We start from the raw sequence: 18,930 nt of genomic DNA, 5'->3' as shown, positions 1-18,930 counted from the left end.
GGGCCCCAAAATTCCCGTAGACATTGACGCCGAGCCGGTTCTGGGCCAGTCGATTGAAACGGACGGACAGGAATTCACTTTTACTGCTGTGTCGATGGGCAACCCGCACTGTGTGATTTACGTGGAAGACGCTGTTAACTTCGATCTGACGACCTGGGGACCTAAGCTGGAAGTTCATCCCCTGTTCCCCCGCAAGGTAAACGTTGAATTCGCCACCGTAAAAAACCGCGGATGGATCGACATGCGCGTATGGGAACGGGGAGCCGGACCTACTCTGGCTTGCGGAACCGGGGCCTGCGCCACGCTCGTCTCTTCCGTGCTTAATGGAGTGAGCGACCGGGCGGCATGGGTAAGCCTGAAGGGTGGCGATCTGTACATTGAATGGAATGAGGAAGACAATCACGTCTACATGACAGGACCGGCAGAGGCGGTATTCAAAGGGTCCGTATCCATCTAAGGTTCATCAAGGTAATTCCAGCTAAAATAGGAAGAATAAAGGTCAATCGGCAGCTTGCCGGTTGGCCTTTTTTCCGTTTAATGACACCTGCCGGGGCCATATGTTCCTTTCGTCCATGCGAATAACAAACACCGAAGCCGTAAATAATGGAAAAAAGAAGTTGGAATTGAGGCGAGGGCGGATGAAAAAAAACGGACCAAACAGTCAGAATGAATCTGCCGGGGCTTCGGGTAAACAAGCAGCCGGAACCGGTAACCAGGCAGTCCTTACCATTTCGGACAATCTTGCAGTGACGCTGGAAAATATCAAGCGCGAGCTTGGGTCAAGTCCCGATCTGAAGATCCGGAAGTTTCAGATCGGTTCGGCCAAGCCGTTCTGGGCGGCAGCCGTTTATATGGACGGAATGGTTAACACGGCGGCTGTCGATGAATTTATCCTGGAAGCTCTGATGGAAAATCCCGAAGATGCGGCCGAGGAGATGCCCCGGGAACCGCAGGACAGGCTTGGGCTCGTTCTGGCGAGAGGGCTGGAGCTTGGCGAAATTGCAATTAGAGACAATTGGGATGACATGATGCTCTCACTCCTGTCGGGCAACACCATCATTCTGCTCGATGGCTGCAGTAAGGCGATCGAGGGTGGAACCAAAGGGGGAGCGTGGCGAACCGTCAGCGAGCCTTCCTCCCAAATTGTGATACGGGGACCTAAAGACTCCTTTGTCGAGTCGCTAATTACGAATATTGCGCTGATCCGCAGACGGATCAAATCGCCGAAGCTTTGGGTTGAATTTATGAAATTTGGTACGGTGACGAATACGGACGTTGCCCTCTTATATATGAAGGATAGAGCGGATCGGAAAGTCCTTGATCAAGTCAAATTTCGCCTTAGCAAGATCGACATTGAAGCGGTTCTGGAATCCAGTTATATCGAGCAGCTTATTCAAGATAAAGTATTTACCCCGTTTCCGACGGTATTTAATACGGAGCGTCCCGATGTCGCGGCGGCCAATTTACTGGAAGGAAGAATTGTTTTGATCGTAGACGGTACGCCATTTGTGCTTATCATGCCGACGGTATTGGCCCAGTTTCTTCAATCGACCGATGATTACAGCCTGCAGTTTGACATTGCCACACTCATGCGCTTGGTGCGCTATGTCAGCTTGATCATTCTGCTTCTTGGGCCCTCGGTTTTTATTGCGCTGACTACCTTCCACTATGAAATGGTACCGACGCCCATGCTGATCAGCCTGCTGGCCCAGCGGGAGAATGTCCCTTTTCCGGCTGCGATCGAAGCGATCATTATGGAGGCCGCATTTGAAATCTTACGAGAGGCCGGGATTCGGATGCCGAGAGCGGTGGGACAGACCGTTTCGGTGGTAGGCGCCTTGATTTTGGGTATGGCCGTAGTGGAAGCCGGGATTATTACGCCGGTGATGGTCATTGTGGTCGCGCTTACTGGTATCGCAAGCTTTGCCATACCATCCTACAATCTAGCCGTCGCGGGCCGGATCGTCCGCTTCGGATTTATGATCGCCGCGTCGATGTTCGGATTCTATGGCATTACGCTTGGGCTGATCGTACTAATCGCCCACGTCAACAGCCTGCAATCGTTCGGCACTCCCTATTTAGCCCCGTTCAGTCCGTTTTCTGTGAGAGGACAAAAGGATACGGTCGTAAGAGTGCCCATGTTCTTGGTTAATCTCAGGCCGAATAAGCTTGGACATATGAACGATAACGATAAATCAGGTAAGGACAAAGGAACATCCGATTCAGGGAAGGATGGGCAGACCGGTGCTTAAACTATGGAAGCTTTTGATGGTTTCGGTACTTCTTCTTGTCGTGGCCGGCTGCTGGGACAGCGTTGAACTGAACAAGAGAGCAATAGTATCTGGCGTATCTATTGATAAGGGTCCGTCGGAAGAGAAAAAATACAGGGTGTCCTTCCAGGTCGTTATTGCGGATGAAATAACCGGGAAAAACAGCAGGGGGAACGCTCCTGTCGCTTTATACAAAGGAAGCGGCCGGTCCATTTATGAGGCGCTCGGCAACGCTTCACGCCAATCGGCACGAATACTCTCGCTGGGCCATGCGAAGGTAATTATCATATCGGAAGAGCTCGCTCGTGAAGGGATCCGGGATCTCATGGATATTTTTGAACGGGAATCCGAGATGCGGCTCAGCACCCTGGTCTTTGTGTCCAGAGGACAGCGGGCGGAAGACATTCTTTCCGTGATGACGATATTCGGCAAAATCCCTGCCAACGACCTTGTACAAAAGCTGGAAACGGGAAACCGCTCCTTCGGTTACAATTTCCGGATTGAGGTGGATGATGTGATCCGCGGGATTTTGGCTAAAGAGGCAGGGGCGATTATCAACGGTGTGATTGTCAAGGGCGATCCGGAAGCGGGGGAATCGAAGGCAAATTTGGAGGGCATAAAACCGAAGGCTATCTTGAAAAACGCTGGTCTTGCCGTATTCAAGCAGGATAAGCTGATGGCATTTCAGGATGGCATTGAGGGAATGGGCCTGAGCCTGATCCACAACAAGCAGAGTGAATATCCGTTATTCCTTGACTTTGGGAATAATGAATCTGCCTCCTTCAGTATGTTCAAGGTGCATACCTCGGTCAAGGCTAATGCGAAAGATCCGGAGCATCCGGATATCTACATCAACGTCCAACAGCAAGCCGCTTTGAAAGCATACAACGGTGCACTGGATATTTCCAAGTCTTCCGTACTAAGAAACTGGGAAAAGCTTCTGAGTGATGAAACCAGGAAGGAAATCGATGCCGCCGTCAAAGTGGCCATGCGCCTAAACAGCGATTATATCCGGTTCAATGAGAGCGTGGAGCGGAATAATCCCAAAGGCTATAAACGGGTGAAGGATCGCTGGGAATCGATCTTTCCTCACTGCAAAGTGCACATCAGAGTCAACACCCTTGTCCGTCATACCGAGATGAGGACCCGTTCCTTGCGATCGTCGGAAGAGATGGAGTAATAGGAATGGAGGGATTTCATGCGTGATATCAGAATTGGCCCCGTACATTTTTTTTCTCTGGTTCTCATGTTTGAGCTGGGGACGGCGCTGGTGGTAAATGTTGGAATGGAAGCTGGCAGAGACGCCTGGATTGCCATCTTCCTGGGCTGTTTGGTGGGCATGCTCATCTATACCGGTTACAATTATCTGTTCAAGCTGTATCCGGACCTGCCGTTATCCGGCTATGCGCGTGCGATTCTCGGCAAACCGCTTGGGGCGGTCGTGGTTACTCTTTATGCGGTTATCTTCTTGAATGGAGCCGGCCGCGATATGCGGGATGGCAGCGCTCTGCTGGTCATGGCCGCCTTGAACCGAACGCCGATCATGATCGTTGCCGCGATGATGATCTTGTCTTGCGGATACGTGTTGCATAAAGGATTGGAGGTGCTGGCCCGGACCTCGTTTATCATTATGATTTTTGTGCTGATGATCGGCGGGGTTATTACGCTGCTAATGCTTTTTTCCGGGGAAATGGAATGGTCGCGCATTCTGCCTATGCTGGGGGATGGAATCAAACCGGTGGCCCTTTCGGTGATCCGTTCGAATTATATGTTTCCGTTCGGCGAAGTCTTCTGTTTTTTGATGCTGATGCCTTATATCGGCGACAAGAAAAGAGCGGTTTGGATTGTGCCTTCTGCAATCCTGGCAGCGGGATTGATTATCAGCTACACGGCGCTCGTTAATATTACTGTACTAGGCAGCGACATGGTGGAGCGTTCTCCGTTTCCTCTGCTATCCACCGTGAGTAAAGCGGCGTTATCCGATTTTATCCAGCGATTGGATGTTTTGGTGGTGATGCTGCTGATTATCGGTGTCTTTTTCAAAGTAGCCGTTTATTACGGTGCAGCGGTGATCGCCATCTCGGACCTCTTCAATCTCCCTTACCGGACGTTGATTATTCCCTCGGCGATTATTATTTTATTCTCCGGCATGCTGGATTCGCGAAGTTTTGTGGAGCATTTGGAGGAAGGCGGGGAGATGCTTACCTTCGTATATCCCGTGTTTACTATTGTCATTCCGGCCATCCTGATCATTGTTGCCGCCTTCAGGAATTACCGTTCACGTTCCCGCCCGGGCTGACGCCCGGTAATCCAATGGATAAGATCCGGGATAAGGAGGCTTGCGGCCAGGGTAATAATCAGTATTTTTTCGGCTTGGGTAGTAATAGTGAAAGGGAACAGGGTGTTAATATTGGTAATACCGTACCCGAACATCCAGTCCATAAAATACAACAGCAGAATGGTGAGCGTGCCAACCAGAACCACCACGGCGTATTTTTTCAGCAGCATCTTTCTTATTCGTTTCTTCACGGGTTTCAGCTCCTTTGCCTTATACAATAATATGGGTCGGGAAGCCTTTCGTCATGCGCTTTGTGTCGGATCTTGCTGCCGCTTTTGCCGGAAAGCTTATCTTTCCTTACGATTTATGTTACATTAGTATGAAACTAATGTCAGGGGAGGGGCTGCTCTGTGAAGCTGGATTTACGGTCTGCCTGGGCCGCCAAAGTGCTGGTCGGCGACGGGGCAATGGGAACCTTTTTATATCAGAAAGGATTTCCCGTCGGCATTTCATACGAAGAATTGAATCTGACCTCGCCCGAGGTTATCGAAGAAGTGCATCGCAGCTATATTGAGGCGGGTGCGGAACTGCTGGAGAGCAACACGTATTCGGCCAATTACGATAAACTGTCCAAGTTCGGTCTGGAATCCAAGGTGGAGGAGATTAACCGGGCCGGCATCCGGATCGCCAGAAAGGCCGCTGGCAGCACCGGATATGTCGTGGGCGCCGTAGGATCGATCCGTGCAGGCAAGCGCGCCAGTCTGTCCGCTTCCGAATTAAAGAAATACTTCGGCCAGCAGATCGGCGCGATGCTCGAAGAGGATGTGGACGGCATCCTGCTCGAAACGTTCTACGACTTGGAGGAACTGCATCTGGCGCTCCGAACCGCGCGCAAGCTAAGCAATCTGCCCGTCATCTGCCAGTTCGCTGTCGATGAGACGGCGATGACGATGGACGGGCTTACACTTCCGGAGGCATTCCGGATTCTGGAAGACGACGGCGCGGATGTTATCGGCTTCAACTGCCGCACAGGTCCCATAGGCATCAAAAGAGCGCTCCGCACCCTCCAGGGCAAGCTGACGCTGCCGGTGTCGGTATATCCGAACGCGGGAATGGCCGACTATGTGGACGGTCACTACAAATACGGCGCATCGCCTGAATATTTCGGCGAGATGGCGAGCACATTCGCCGACATGGGCTGCCGGATCATCGGCGGCTGCTGCGGAACGACGCCGCAGCATATCGCCGAAATTTCGGCGGCGCTTACAGGTTATGAACCGCTCCCTCTGCCGGAGCCGTTGCCGCGTGAGAAGATAAGCGTCCGAATACAGGAGAGCCTTGCGGAGGATTCCTTTGCTGACGGGGGAGAACCAACCCTTATCGATCTTGTGAAGGAACGGCATACGGTGATCGTGGAGTTGGACCCGCCAAGGGACCTTGATATATCGAAATTCATGAAGGGAGCGGAAGCGCTGCGCCGGGCGGGCGCGGATGCGCTGACTCTCGCCGACAACTCGTTGGCTGTCACCCGCATGTGCAATATGGCGCTCGGCTCCCTGGTTCAGCAGAAGACGGGTTTGCGGCCGCTGGTGCATATTGCCTGCCGGGACCGCAATCTGATCGGCACCCAATCGCATTTGATGGGCCTGGACGCGCTTCGGATCGACCATGTGCTTGCCGTGACGGGCGATCCGGCGCGGTTTGGAGATCTCCCGGGATCAAGCTCGGTGTACGATTTGACGTCATTTGAGATCATCCGGATGATCAAGCAGCTCAATGACGGCATCGCTTTTTCAGGGAAGGCGCTCAAGCAGAAAGCGAAGTTCGTTACCGGGGCGGCGTTTAATCCTAACGTGAAGCATTTGGGCAAGGCAATCGAACGTCTGGAGAAAAAGATCGCATTCGGAGCCGACTATATCATGACCCAGCCGGTATATGACAAGGAATTGATTCATACCATCGCAAATAGCACGGCTCACCTGAACATCCCGATATTCATCGGCATCATGCCGCTGGCCAGCGGACGGAACGCCGAGTATCTTCATAACGAAGTGCCCGGCATTCAATTGTCCGAAGAGGTGCGCAGCCGGATGAAAGGGCTGGAGGGCGAAGCGGGACGGGCCGAGGGCGTAGCGATCGCCAAGGAACTCCTTGACGCTGCCACGGAACGCTTTAACGGCATTTATTTGATGACTCCATTCATGTTCTATGATATGAGCGTTCAGCTTATGGAGCATGTATGGGCGAAGTCTGGACGCCAATTATCCCCCTTGTTTCGCTAGAAAGAATCATTTACAATAGTGTAACGGATGTGATACCGATGTCATTTAGCATGACCGGATACGGTCAATCGTCGAGGCATTATGGCGGCAGCAAGATCGTTTTCGAAGTCAAATCGGTGAATCACCGTTACTGCGAAATCGTGCTGCGGATGCCTCGGGAGTGGAACGGATTTGAGGATACGCTGCGAAGAACAGTCCAGCAATACGTCAGACGCGGCCGGGTGGATGTGGTTATCAACAGGGAGCACGAGGAGAACGCAGGCGGGTCGGTTCTGAACCGTATAGCCGTGAAATCCTATCTGGCAGCAGCTGAAGCGCTGAAGAAGGAATTTGGCGTGAGCGGAGAGCTGGGTCTCGCGGATCTGCTGACTCTGCCCGGAGTTATGGAGAACGGCGAGAGCGCTCTGGCCACATTGCCGGAGAATAGCGATTCCTTTCAAGAGCTGCTTGTAAACGGATTGGAAGAAAGCGTTAAATCCCTGGTAGAAATGCGTGCCCGGGAAGGGCGTTTTTTGGCTGCCGACATTGCAGAACGGCTGAGCAGGCTTGAGGAATTGCACGGCGCAATGAGCGCAATAGCTCCTGCCGCCGTGATTGAATTCAGGGACAAGCTTCGGCAGCGGCTGGAGGCACTCCAAGACGGCACTCTCCCTTTTGACGAACATAAATTCGGAATGGAAATCGCTATTTTCGCAGACCGTTCCAATATCGATGAAGAGCTGACCCGTCTGCGCAGCCATTTTGAGCAGTGCAGGATTTTGCTGGACAGCGGGGAGCCGATTGGCCGGAAACTGGATTTTCTCATTCAGGAGATGAACCGGGAAACGAATACGATCGGGTCCAAATGCAATCATGCCGGGATCAGCAGCTGCGTTGTTGAGATGAAGGCGGAGCTGGAGAAGATCCGCGAGCAGGCTGCCAATATGGAATAGCGACTGGGCAAGCGAAGATGTAACTAATGGGGGGAACAACCGAAACATGGCAATCAAACTCATCAACATCGGCTTTGGGAATATAGTATCGGCCAATCGGATTATTTCCATAGTCAGCCCGGAGTCGGCTCCGATCAAGCGGATTATTCAGGAAGCAAGAGACCGGCATATGCTGATCGACGCAACCTATGGAAGACGCACCCGTGCCGTCATCATTACGGACAGCGATCATGTCATACTGTCGGCCGTTCAGCCGGAGACCGTGGCCCACAGGCTGTCCAGTAAAGATGACGATAATGACGAATAAAGATTAATGGAGTGTACTATGTCAAAAGGATTGCTGATCGTATTGTCCGGCCCGTCCGGAGTCGGTAAGGGAACGGTATGCACCGCTTTGCGCCCGAGAATACCGGAGCTCATCTATTCCGTATCGGCGACCACGCGGAAGCCCCGCGAGGGAGAGCAGGACGGAGTCAATTATTTCTTCAAATCCCGGGAGCAGTTTCTTCAGATGATTGACAACGATGAGCTGCTGGAATATGCGGAATACGTAGGTAACTTTTATGGTACGCCGCGTGATTTCGTGGAACGGACGCTGGAAAGCGGAAAAGACATCATTCTCGAAATCGAAGTGCAGGGTGCGCTTAAAGTCAAAGAGAAGTTTCCCGAAGGCATCTTTGTCTTTCTTCTTCCCCCTTCGATGGATGAGCTGAAAGACCGTATTCGCGGACGGGGAACGGAGCATGACGACATTATCAATCACCGTATGACGGTCGCGGAGGACGAAATCAGCCTGATGCGGCACTATGACTACGCAGTGGTTAACGATGAGATCGATCTTGCCTGCAAACGAATAGAAAGCATTATTATTGCCGAACATTGTAAAATAAGATAGGCTGGTCGATTAATAGAATAAAATGAATTGAAGAGGTGTCCCTGTGTTATATCCATCGATTGATGAAATGATGAACAAAGTCGACAGCAAGTATTCGCTTGTTGTCGCCGCCGCAAGACGCGCAAGACAGCTTCGCGAAGGGAGCCACTCCGAGCTGAAGACTCCGAAATCCCATAAGCAGGTCGGGATTGCGCTTGAAGAAGTATATAAGGACATCATCACCGTATCCCCAGTTGATGATAAGACCAACGATTAAGCTTTGAATAGCAGTATCTTGTGTGTGACGATTGGCGCTGCGGCTCTTTACATAGAATGGGGCTGCAGGCGCCGATAGCGCCCCGTGCGCTTGATATATATCTGCATGTATAGCCCGGACGGGGCTGTTCCTGACAACCGGAAGGTTGTTATTTTTTTAAAATATAAGATTTTATAAGCTTCGCGCCTATCGTTCGGTCTTATATTTCTTCGAGAAACGGATGCCCTCCTCCCGCGAGGAAGGCGCAGCCGTTTCTTCTTAAAATTTACTCGTATTCGGATGGTTATATGAACATGAGTGCGGTTGTCTCATAAATCATGAAGTTGCGGCCGTGTTCTTTTCAAACCGGATTCTTTCCGTGTACACGGGGAGCAGGAGGGACGGAAATGTTGAAAGGCAAAACGATATTGCTTGGCATCACCGGTGGAATCGCGGCGTATAAAGCGGCCGCCCTGTGCAGCAAGCTTGTGCAGAAGGGTGCCGAGGTGCATGTTGTTATGACGGCTTCGGCCAAACAGTTCATTACTGAACTCACATTGCAGTCATTGTCAAAACAGAGGGTGTACAGCGATACCTTCCAGGAGCGCGACCCGTCCTCTATTTCACATATTGATTTGGCCGATTCGGCCGATCTTGTGCTGGTGGCGCCAGCCACGGCAAATATTATCGCCAAAATGGCTCATGGCATCGCTGATGACATGCTCTCCACCGTGCTGCTTGCGGCGACAGGGCCCGTAATGGTCGCTCCGGCGATGAACGTGCATATGTACCAGCATCCGGCCGTGCAGAACAATTTGGATATTCTTGCCAAGCGAGGCATCCAATTTATCGAGCCCGGTGAGGGGCTGCTGGCATGCGGTTATGTCGGCAAAGGACGGATGGAGGAGCCTGAGACCATCGTAAGCTGTGTAGAGGCGTATTTTGAGCAGAAGGCCGGGAGCCGTAAATTGGCCGGTAAAAAAGTCGTGATAACAGCCGGAGGCACGGTGGAACGGATCGACCCTGTCCGCTATATTTCCAATGACTCTTCCGGCAAAATGGGCTTTGCTTTGGCGCGCGCAGCCAAGGAAATGGGCGCAGAGGTGACGCTGGTAGCCGCTAGGACGGATGAACGGCCGCCGCTGGACGTGAACGTTGTGCGCGTTCAATCCGCTGAAGAGATGTATGACGCCGTGTCTGCTGTCTGGGAGGACAGCGATATTCTAATCAAAGCTGCCGCCGTATCGGATTACCGCCCGAAGGAGAGAGCCGATACCAAAATTAAGAAGACCGGCGACACCATGACTCTGGAGCTGGTAAAGACCGTTGATATTCTGGAAACTTTGGGCCAGCGCAAACAACATCAGCTTCTGATCGGTTTTGCAGCGGAGACCGGCAATGCGGAAATGTACGCCAAAGACAAGCTGGTTCGCAAAAATCTTGATCTGATCGTCGCTAACGATGTGGGTGTTCCGGGAGCGGGGTTCAGCGTTGATACGAATATTGTCTCGATTTATGACCAAAGAGGTCTTGTGGAGGAACTGCCGCTGCTCTCTAAGGATGAGGTAGCCCGCAGGCTGCTTGCCATTGCAGCGGACCGGCTGCCGGAAGAAGGCCTGTAATGGACATCGCTAAGGTGATCGTCGATGTTCCCGTGCGCAGCACCGACAAAACCTTCGATTATTCGATACCGGATTCTTTAAAAGTATGGATTGAGGTAGGCAGCCGGGTGGCTGTTCCTTTCGGGCACCGAACCGTTCAGGGCTTCGTCGTTTCCCTGGAGTATGGCGATGTGAAAGCGATCAAGGGAATCAAGCCGATCCAGGAAGTGCTTGATCTCATTCCACCGCTTTCGCCGGAGCTTGTGGAGCTGGCGGATTGGATGAGCGAGCGATATGCCTGCCGGCGGATTTCGGCGCTGCAGGCAATGCTGCCGACGGCGCTTAAGGGCAAAGCCGAACGGCTTATTTCGCTTGGGGGCACTGAGCCTGAGCCGAGGAATGAAGAGGGAACGCTGTTTCCCGATGAGGAATGGTTTCCGGTCATTCCAGATACCGGACGGGAGGAACGGGAAATTACTGAATTTGTGCGCCGCGCAGGCGAGGTGTCGATGAAGCAGCTGTCCAGAGCTTTTCCGAACGGGGCGGAAACGGTCAAATTCATGCTTCGACGGGGCGTGCTGAAGGAAAGCCAATCAATCAAGGATAAAATGGGCAAGAAGAAGCTTAAAGCTGTCGATCTGACGATGGAGCCGGAATCTGCGCGGGAAGCGCTGAATAATCTGCCCGCGAGATCCGCCCGCCAGAAGGAAGTCCTATCGTTTCTGATCGAAATGGAGGCGATGCTTCCGTTGCCGCTCAAGGACGTGCTGTCCGCTCTGCAGGTGACCGCCGGAACAGTGAAAGGATTGGAAGACAAAGGGTTAATTGAGATTTCGGAGGTGGAGGTCTACCGCGATCCCTACCGCGGACGCGACTTCAAGCCAAGTACGCCGCTTCCGCTTACCTCCGAGCAATCAGCGGTTTATGCACGTATTGTGAGTTCTATTGATGAGCAGCGGCATGAGACCTTTTTGCTTCACGGCGTAACCGGCAGCGGAAAGACGGAGATCTACCTTCAGTGCATACAGCACAGTATCGAGCAAGGCCGGCAGGCTGTTGTGCTTGTTCCCGAAATATCGTTAACTCCTCAGATGGTGGAACGATTCAAGGGGAGATTCGGCAGCGGGGTTGCGGTTATGCACAGCCGTCTGTCTTCAGGAGAACGCTATGACGAATGGCGCAAGATCCGCGAGGGCAAAGCGTCGGTTGCCGTCGGCGCACGTTCGGCGATATTCGCTCCGTTTGGCAATCTGGGGCTGATTATTATGGATGAGGAGCATGAAACCTCCTACAAGCAGGAGGAAAATCCGAAATACCATGCGCGTGATGTGGCGGTCCGCCGGGCGCTGCTCGGTGATGCGGTCGTCATTCTGGGATCGGCGACGCCTTCGCTGGAGAGCTATTATGCCGCCAGATCGAAAAGCGACGAGAATTTCTCGCCGGTGCTGCTGGAAATGCCAAGCCGGGCGCTGGGAAACGAGCTTCCGGCGGTTCAGGTGGTGGACATGCGCGAAGAGCTTAAGGAAGGCAACCGCTCCATGTTCAGCCGGGGACTTCACGCGGCGCTTCAGAGCAGGCTTGAGCGAGGGGAGCAGACCGTGCTTCTGCTGAACCGCAGAGGCTTCTCGACCTTTGTGATGTGCCGCAGCTGCGGCTATGTCGCCGGCTGCCCCGAGTGCGATATTTCGCTGACGTACCACAGCCGAAGCAATAATCTGCGCTGTCATTACTGCGGTCATGCAGAGCCGGCTCCTGAGGTCTGCCCGGAATGCGGCAGCGAGCATATCCGGTTTTTCGGAACGGGAACGCAGCGTGTGGAAGAAGAGCTGGTTAAGCTGTTTCCGGGAATGAGGGTTATCCGGATGGATGTCGATACGACGACGGAGAAAGGCTCGCATGAGAAGCTGCTGGGACAATTCAGGGACAAGAAGGCCGATGTGCTGCTAGGAACGCAAATGGTAGCCAAGGGGCTTGATTTTCCTGACGTAACGCTTGTGGGTGTCATCACAGCGGATTCGGCGCTGAACCTGCCCGATTTCCGGGCTGCCGAGAAGACGTTCCAGCTTCTTACACAGGTGGCGGGACGGGCAGGACGGCATAAGCTTGCCGGAGAGGTGCTGGTTCAGTCCTACACACCGGACCATTACTCCATCATTCACGCCAGCGGGCATGACTATGCCTCGTTCGTAAGGGAAGAATTGAAACATCGAAAAGCGCTCCACTATCCCCCATACTGCCGGCTGATTCTTGTGACGCTGTCGCATGAACAGATGCCGGTGGCGCTGCGTATGGCTGAGAACTATGCGATGAGCATTCAAGGAAAGGCAAGGCAGCGCCGGTGGTTCGGAAGTCTGGACAAGCTGACTTCGGACGGGCTTGATCTGCTCGGACCCGTAGCCTCCCCGCTGCCCCGGTTAAAGGGAAGATACCGGTTCCAGTGTATGATCAAATGGCGGGGAACCATTGACGCTATCGGGCTGGCCCGCGAGGTGTCGGAAGAACTGGAAGATTCGCTTCGCGATCCGGTGCTTCAGATCAGCATTGATGTCGATCCGCAGATGCTGATGTAACGCCGTTTTGGCATAACATATATACAAAACCAGGAAGGTGATAGCGAAATGGCGATACGTTTAATAGTGAAAGAGCCTGACGAAGTGCTGCACAAGATCGCAAAAGCCGTTGCGAAAATTACACCGAATGTGCAAAAACTGCTGGATGATATGGCGGACACGATGTATGACGCTGAGGGCGTTGGCCTTGCCGCTCCGCAGGTGGGGATTCTCAAACGGCTGATTGTGGTGGACGCCGATGAAGAACACGGTCTGATTAAGATGATCAACCCGGAAATCATTCAATCTGAAGGCGAGCAGTTCGGCCCGGAAGGATGCCTAAGTATTCCGGGCATTAACGGTGACGTTCGCCGCGCGGAGACCGTAACCGTCCGGGGACTTGACCGTGAAGGCAATGAGATTACCATAACGGGAAGCGGCCTTCTGGCCCGGGCATTCCAGCATGAAATCGATCATCTGAATGGCGTGCTGTTCACGGATATTGCGGAGAAGGTATACGAGATTAATGCGGAACGCAGCCAGACCGGGAGTGAATGAAATGAAGATTGTGTTCATGGGTACACCCGCTTTCGCGGTGCCATGCCTGCAAATGCTGGTGGATGAAGGCTATGAAGTCGCAGCCGTCATCACCCAGCCCGACCGGCCGCAGGGGAGAAAGAAGATACTGACGCCATCGCCTGTCAAAGCGGCAGCGGAGGCGTTGGGCCTTCCGGTTCTACAGCCTGAACGCATGCGGCGTCCGGAGGCGGTAGCGGAGCTTGCCGCCTATGAACCGGAACTGATCGTTACGGCCGCTTATGGGCAGATTCTGCCCAAAGCCGTTTTGGACCTGCCTGCCCGGGGATGCGTGAATGTACACGGATCACTTTTGCCCAAATACAGGGGAGGAGCGCCAATCCAGAGAAGCATTATAAATGGTGAAAGCGTAACGGGCGTGACGTTAATGTATATGGCCGAAGGGCTGGACACGGGAGATATGATCGCAAAGGTTGAAGTCAGGGTCGAGGATGACGATACCTCAGGCAGCCTATTTGAGAAGCTGAGTCTGGCGGGCCGGGATTTGCTGAAGGAGCAAATGCCTCATCTGCTTGCCGGGCCCGTGCCTGCGGAGCCTCAGGATGACAGCCAGGCGACTTATGCGCCGAATTTAAGCCGGGACGATGAGCGGATCGACTGGAGCGCGGGCTCCCGAGAAATCTATAACCGAATCCGCGGTCTGGTTCCCTTTTCGGGCGCTTTTACACTTTGGAATGGCGAGACGTTCAAAATATGGGCTGCGGCTTCACCTGATACGGGTGCTGCCGCCCAGGCTTCCGGCGCTTCTGCCCATGACGGTGGACCCGCACCGGGAACCGTGCTGTCCCTCGGACAGGCCGGCATTGAGGTCAAGACCGGCGACGGCAGCCTTCAGCTTCTTACCGTCCAGCCTGCCGGGAAGAAGGCGATGGCCGCAGGAGACTTTGCCCGGGGCGGAACGATGAAGCCGGGCACGGTGCTGGCATGAGCGGGCCTAACGGACGGGGAACGCCTACCGGCGGGAACAAGCTGAACGGCCGCGCAGGCGCGGAGCGAAGCGGTAATGCCGGGTCCAAAGGCGGCAGGCCCGGCAGAGGGCGCGGTTCTGCAGGCGAGACGAGAACCGGCGCCAAGGGCGTTACGGCGAGAGAAACAGCCCTTGACGTATTGGTGCGGGTTCAGCAGGAGGGGGCATACAGCAATTTGCTGCTGAATACGAGTCTGCAGAAGGCCGGCTTGTCCCGTGAGGACGCGGGACTGGCCACTGAGCTGGTGTATGGGACGATTTCGCGTCTGAATACGCTGGAGTATGTACTAAAGAGTTTTGTGAGCAAAGGGCTGGACAAGCTTCAGCCGTGGGTTCGCAGTCTGCTCTGTTTAAGTCTTTATCAGATTATGTACCTTGACCGGATACCGCCTCACGCGGCGGTGAACGAGGCTGTCAATCTGGCCAAGCGCCGTGGACATCAAGGCATTTCGGGTATGGTGAATGGCGTGCTGCGAAATGTCCTTCGTGCGGGACCGCTGCCGGTCATCCCGCAGGAAATGTCCTGGGAAGAGCGGACCGCTCTGATCCATTCGCATCCGCTGTGGATGGTTGAGCAGTGGAGGGACGAGTTCGGAGCGGACACGGCCGAAGCGATCTGCAAGGCCAATAATGAACCGCCTGCCGTTAGCGTCCGGGTGAATACGACGATGACCAGCCGTGACCGGCTGCTTGATGAGATGCTCGGTCAGGGAGTCAATGCCCGGCCGTCCGAACTGAGTCCTTATGGAATCGTGGTGAGAGGAGCCGGCAATCTGGCGCTCTCATCCTGGTACCGTGACGGTCTCCTGTCCATTCAGGATGAAAGCTCCATGCTTGTGGCCGAGGCTGTTAATCCTCTGCCTGGCATGAAGGTGCTGGACTGCTGCGCCGCCCCCGGAGGCAAAACGACGCATATGGGCGAGCTGATGAAGGATCAAGGCTCTATTTATGCCAATGATCTGCATCCTCATAAAGCCGCTCTGATCTCCGATCAAGCCAGGCGCCTTGGTCTTGAATGCATCGGCACCGGAAGCGGAGACGCGCTGGAACTGGGGAAGAAATTCGCCGCTGCTTCCTTCGACCGAATTCTGCTGGATGCCCCTTGCTCGGGATTGGGCGTTATCCGCCGCAAACCGGATTTGAAATGGGCCAAGCAGCCGGAGGATGCGGCGGCGATCGCAAGGCTCCAGTCCGAACTGCTGGATTCGGCCGCTGCTCTGCTGAAGCCGGGCGGGGTGTTGGTATACAGCACCTGTACGCTGGACCGGTTGGAGAACGGTAATATCGTTCATTCCTTCTTGGAACGGAATGAAGAGTTTCGCTCTGTGACATTTTCTTCACCGCTCTGGAACCGTCTTGGCAGCAGCGTTCTTGCCAGTGATCAAGGGATGCAGATCTTACCCCAACATTACGGAAGTGATGGCTTCTATATCGCCATTCTGGAACGGCTCCGCCAGTAGAGCCGCTGATCGGTTCTTGATTATCTTAACCCCCGCCGGGCCAGCCTCGGCGGGTTTTCTTTTACCCTCTGTGAGATTTGTGTTAAAATAGGCAGGATGAGAAATAATATGAATAACTATCCCATAAGTTCAGACATCATTAAGAAAGCACAGGTGCATTACGATAATGAAACCTTTAATATATGATTTAACTCTCGAAGAGTTGGTAGAGTGGTCCAAGGATAACGGAGAACCGGCTTTTCGGGGCGGACAGATTTTTGATTGGCTGTACGTCAAGCGCGTCAGCGACTTTGACTCGATGAGCAACCTGCCAAAGTCTTTGCGGGCGAAGCTGAATGAACAGTTTTCCATTAACGCCCTTTCGGAAATTACAAAGCTCGAATCGAAGGACGGAACGGTGAAGTTCCTGTTCGGTCTGCATGACGACCATGCCATTGAAACGGTTATCATGAAGCATAATTACGGCAACAGTGTGTGCGTAACGACCCAGGTGGGCTGCCGGATTGGCTGCACTTTCTGCGCTTCGACCCTTGGAGGACTAAAGCGGGATTTAACGGCAGGTGAAATTGTGGCGCAGGTCGTGCGCTCACAGCAGATTCTGGATGCTCGCGGCGAGCGCGTCAGCAGTATTGTCATCATGGGCACTGGCGAACCGTTTGAGAATTACGACGCCACGATGAGATTTCTCCGCCTGATGATCCACGAAAAAGGATTAAATATTGGGCAGCGGCATATAACGGTATCAACAAGCGGGATTGTCCCGAGTATTTATAAGTTTGCCGATGAGGATACCCAGATCAACCTGGCGATCTCCATCCATGCCCCGAATGACGCGCTCCGTTCGAAGCTGATGCCGGTCAACCGCCGTTATCCTTTTGACGAAGTGATGGAATCGCTGCGCTACTATCAGGCAAAGACAGGACGGCGCATCAGCTTCGAATATGCGCTCATCGGCGGCGTAAATGATCAGCCGGAGCATGCGGAAGAGCTTGCCGGAGTGCTGAAGCATATGTTGTGCCATGTTAATCTCATTCCGGTTAACCATGTGCCTGAACGCAAATATGTGCGCACTTCACGAAATGATATTTTCCAATTTCAGCGGATTCTGGCCGATCAGGGAATCAATGTGACGATTCGCCGCGAACAGGGCCATGATATCGCCGCCGCATGCGGACAATTACGCGCCAAACATATGGAGTTGAGGTGAGGTCTTTTGATCAGAACAGTTCATGCCAGCGACATTGGACGGGTACGTTCCGTCAATGAGGATTCGGTCTGGACCGGTGTTACGAGCCAAGGGTATACGCTGGGTATTATCGCCGACGGAATGGGAGGGCATTTGGCGGGTGATACCGCAAGCCGCCTGGCGCTGGAGTCAGTCCGGGAGGGGCTGGACGGAATTGCGTCCGGTCTTTCCGGAGAAGACTTAAGCGCGGCCTTGTTGGACGCGATAATGAAAGCAAATGATACCGTCTACAAGCAAGCGGCCAGTGACGAGCGTTACCACAACATGGGGACGACTGTCGTGTCTGCGCTGCTCACAGGTCGGTCGGGCTGCATTGGCCATATCGGCGACAGCAGAGCTTACATAATTCAGGATGGTAAGGCGCGGCAGTTGACCGAGGATCATACACTGGTAAACGAGCTGTTCAAGAACGGCCAGATTACGCTCGAAGAGCTGGATACCCATCCGCGGCGCAACGTTCTCATACGCGCTCTAGGAACGGATGAGGACATCAAAGTCGATTTGATTCCAATTACGCTTGAACCGGGTGGAGTGCTGCTGCTGTGCAGCGATGGTTTGAGCAACTTTGTCAGTGCCGAGCACTTGGGGAAGGTTGCCGGCATGCAGGAAATATCGCTTAAGGAAAGAGCGGACCGTTTGCTTCAGCTGGCTCTGCTTGCCGGCGGCGGCGATAATATAAGCGTCGCTATGCTGGAACATCATGAGGAGGCCGCTGTGCCCGAATCAAAGGAGTGGGAGAGATGATCGGTCACGAGTTGGGAGGCCGTTACCAAGTCATCGAGCGGATCGGTGGGGGCGGAATGGCGCTTGTATATAGGGCACATGATATTCTGCTCAATCGAAATGTCGCTATAAAAGTATTGCGGAACCAATTTGTGCATGATGAGGAGTTTATCCGCCGGTTTCGGCGGGAAGCGCAATCCGCTGCTTCGCTTTCTCATCCCAATGTGGTCAGCATCTACGATGTGGGACAGGAAGATGAAATTCATTATATTGTCATGGAATACGTGGAAGGCAAGAATCTGAACGAAATTATCAAGGAGAGGGCGCCGCTACAAGTGGACGAAGCGGTGAGAATCGCCACCCAAATCTGTGACGCGCTCGATCATGCCCATCAGAACCAGATTATCCATCGGGACATCAAACCGCATAACATACTGATCGGCCGCAACGGCCGGGTCAAAGTAACTGACTTCGGCATTGCCCGCGCGGTGACATCGACTACGATTACACAGACCGGTTCGGTCGTCGGTTCGGTACACTATTTTTCTCCGGAACATGCCAAGGGAGTCGCCACCGGCGAAAAATCGGATCTGTATTCACTCGGCATCGTGATCTATCAAATGCTGACGGGCAGCCTGCCTTTTCTGGGCGAGAGTCCAATCAGTGTAGCGCTGAAGCATCTTCAGGAAGAATTCGAGGAGCCTCGCAAGCTGAATCCGATGATCCCCCAAAGCGTGGAAAACATTATCCTTAAATCAATGCGCAAAAATCCTGAGGAGCGCTATCAGTCGGCTAAAGAAATGCTTCAGGATCTGGAAACCTGTCTGCTGCCGGAGCGCCGAAGCGAACAGAAGGTATCATTCATGGACGATGATGAGGACAGAACCAGGGTGAT

General features: G+C 53.5%; 18 protein-coding genes. 17 read left to right on the top strand and 1 reads right to left on the bottom strand.

Going from position 1 to position 18,930, the window contains the following annotated elements:
- From dapF to L691_RS0122665, 4 genes are all read left to right on the top strand, one after another.
- Positions 1-457, top strand: a 457-nt coding sequence (gene dapF / locus L691_RS0122680; protein WP_025692585.1) for a diaminopimelate epimerase, incomplete at its 5' end; no start/stop codon positions are given.
- Between the two features lie 181 nt (positions 458-638).
- The gene (locus L691_RS0122675; protein ID WP_025692584.1) at positions 639-2,252 is read left to right on the top strand and encodes a spore germination protein; all 1,614 of its coding nucleotides are present in this window, start codon (positions 639-641) and stop codon (positions 2,250-2,252) included.
- Positions 2,245-3,450, top strand: a complete 1,206-nt coding sequence (locus tag L691_RS0122670) for a Ger(x)C family spore germination protein (protein ID WP_025692583.1) — start codon at positions 2,245-2,247, stop codon at positions 3,448-3,450. The genes L691_RS0122675 and L691_RS0122670 overlap by 8 nt, the downstream gene beginning before the upstream one ends.
- Before the next feature lie 18 nt (positions 3,451-3,468).
- Positions 3,469-4,569: a GerAB/ArcD/ProY family transporter gene (locus L691_RS0122665; protein WP_025692582.1), complete on the top strand. Its 1,101-nt coding sequence runs from the start codon at positions 3,469-3,471 to the stop codon at positions 4,567-4,569.
- Here the strand turns inward: L691_RS0122665 and L691_RS0122660 are convergent.
- On the bottom strand, positions 4,542-4,799 hold the full coding sequence (locus L691_RS0122660; protein ID WP_025692581.1) for a hypothetical protein: 258 nt from the start codon (positions 4,797-4,799) through the stop codon (positions 4,542-4,544). The two genes, L691_RS0122665 and L691_RS0122660, sit on opposite strands and share 28 nt — an antisense overlap.
- 159 nt (positions 4,800-4,958) lie before the next feature.
- On the opposite strand from L691_RS0122660, the gene L691_RS0122655 reads away from it, so the two are divergent.
- From L691_RS0122655 to pknB, 13 genes are all read left to right on the top strand, one after another.
- Complete coding sequence (locus L691_RS0122655) at positions 4,959-6,830, top strand: bifunctional homocysteine S-methyltransferase/methylenetetrahydrofolate reductase (protein WP_025692580.1); 1,872 nt, start codon at positions 4,959-4,961, stop codon at positions 6,828-6,830.
- A 38-nt stretch (positions 6,831-6,868) separates the two neighbouring features.
- The gene (locus L691_RS0122650; RefSeq protein ID WP_025692579.1) at positions 6,869-7,762 is read left to right on the top strand and encodes a YicC/YloC family endoribonuclease; all 894 of its coding nucleotides are present in this window, start codon (positions 6,869-6,871) and stop codon (positions 7,760-7,762) included.
- Positions 7,763-7,808: 46 nt separating this feature from the next.
- A complete protein-coding gene (remA, locus tag L691_RS0122645) occupies positions 7,809-8,069 on the top strand; it encodes an extracellular matrix/biofilm regulator RemA (protein ID WP_006209218.1) in 261 nt (86 codons plus the stop codon).
- Positions 8,070-8,087: 18 nt separating this feature from the next.
- Positions 8,088-8,657 (top strand): guanylate kinase, encoded by a 570-nt coding sequence (gmk, locus tag L691_RS0122640; RefSeq protein WP_025692578.1) that lies wholly within the window; start codon positions 8,088-8,090, stop codon positions 8,655-8,657.
- 43 nt (positions 8,658-8,700) lie between these two features.
- Positions 8,701-8,913, top strand: a complete 213-nt coding sequence (gene rpoZ / locus L691_RS0122635) for a DNA-directed RNA polymerase subunit omega (RefSeq protein ID WP_025692577.1) — start codon at positions 8,701-8,703, stop codon at positions 8,911-8,913.
- A 386-nt stretch (positions 8,914-9,299) separates the two neighbouring features.
- Positions 9,300-10,514 carry a bifunctional phosphopantothenoylcysteine decarboxylase/phosphopantothenate--cysteine ligase CoaBC gene (gene coaBC / locus L691_RS0122630; RefSeq protein ID WP_025692576.1) on the top strand — a complete coding sequence of 405 codons (1,215 nt, stop codon included), beginning with the start codon at positions 9,300-9,302 and terminating at the stop codon, positions 10,512-10,514.
- Positions 10,514-13,063, top strand: coding sequence for a primosomal protein N' (priA, locus tag L691_RS0122625; protein ID WP_025692575.1), 2,550 nt, complete (start codon positions 10,514-10,516; stop codon positions 13,061-13,063). Before coaBC ends, priA begins: the two co-directional genes overlap by 1 nt.
- A 48-nt stretch (positions 13,064-13,111) precedes the next feature.
- Positions 13,112-13,600, top strand: a complete 489-nt coding sequence (gene def, locus L691_RS0122620; protein WP_025692574.1) for a peptide deformylase — start codon at positions 13,112-13,114, stop codon at positions 13,598-13,600.
- 1 nt (position 13,601) lies between these two features.
- Positions 13,602-14,567 carry a methionyl-tRNA formyltransferase gene (gene fmt, locus L691_RS0122615; RefSeq protein WP_025692573.1) on the top strand — a complete coding sequence of 322 codons (966 nt, stop codon included), beginning with the start codon at positions 13,602-13,604 and terminating at the stop codon, positions 14,565-14,567.
- A complete protein-coding gene (rsmB, locus tag L691_RS0122610; RefSeq protein WP_025692572.1) occupies positions 14,564-16,066 on the top strand; it encodes a 16S rRNA (cytosine(967)-C(5))-methyltransferase RsmB in 1,503 nt (500 codons plus the stop codon). Before fmt ends, rsmB begins: the two co-directional genes overlap by 4 nt.
- A gap of 166 nt (positions 16,067-16,232) precedes the next feature.
- Positions 16,233-17,273 carry a 23S rRNA (adenine(2503)-C(2))-methyltransferase RlmN gene (rlmN, locus tag L691_RS0122605; protein ID WP_025692571.1) on the top strand — a complete coding sequence of 347 codons (1,041 nt, stop codon included), beginning with the start codon at positions 16,233-16,235 and terminating at the stop codon, positions 17,271-17,273.
- Positions 17,274-17,279: 6 nt separating this feature from the next.
- Positions 17,280-18,056 carry a Stp1/IreP family PP2C-type Ser/Thr phosphatase gene (locus L691_RS0122600; protein ID WP_025692570.1) on the top strand — a complete coding sequence of 259 codons (777 nt, stop codon included), beginning with the start codon at positions 17,280-17,282 and terminating at the stop codon, positions 18,054-18,056.
- On the top strand, positions 18,053-18,930 hold an 878-nt coding region (pknB, locus tag L691_RS0122595; protein WP_025692569.1), incomplete at its 3' end, for a Stk1 family PASTA domain-containing Ser/Thr kinase. The genes L691_RS0122600 and pknB, both read left to right, overlap by 4 nt.

It is taken from the genome of Paenibacillus zanthoxyli JH29 (assembly GCF_000520715.1).
Lineage (GTDB): Bacteria > Bacillota > Bacilli > Paenibacillales > Paenibacillaceae > Paenibacillus_AQ > Paenibacillus_AQ zanthoxyli.
The sequence above is the reverse complement of the archived record's forward strand: the minus strand, read 5'-3'. Positions and strand labels throughout refer to the sequence as shown.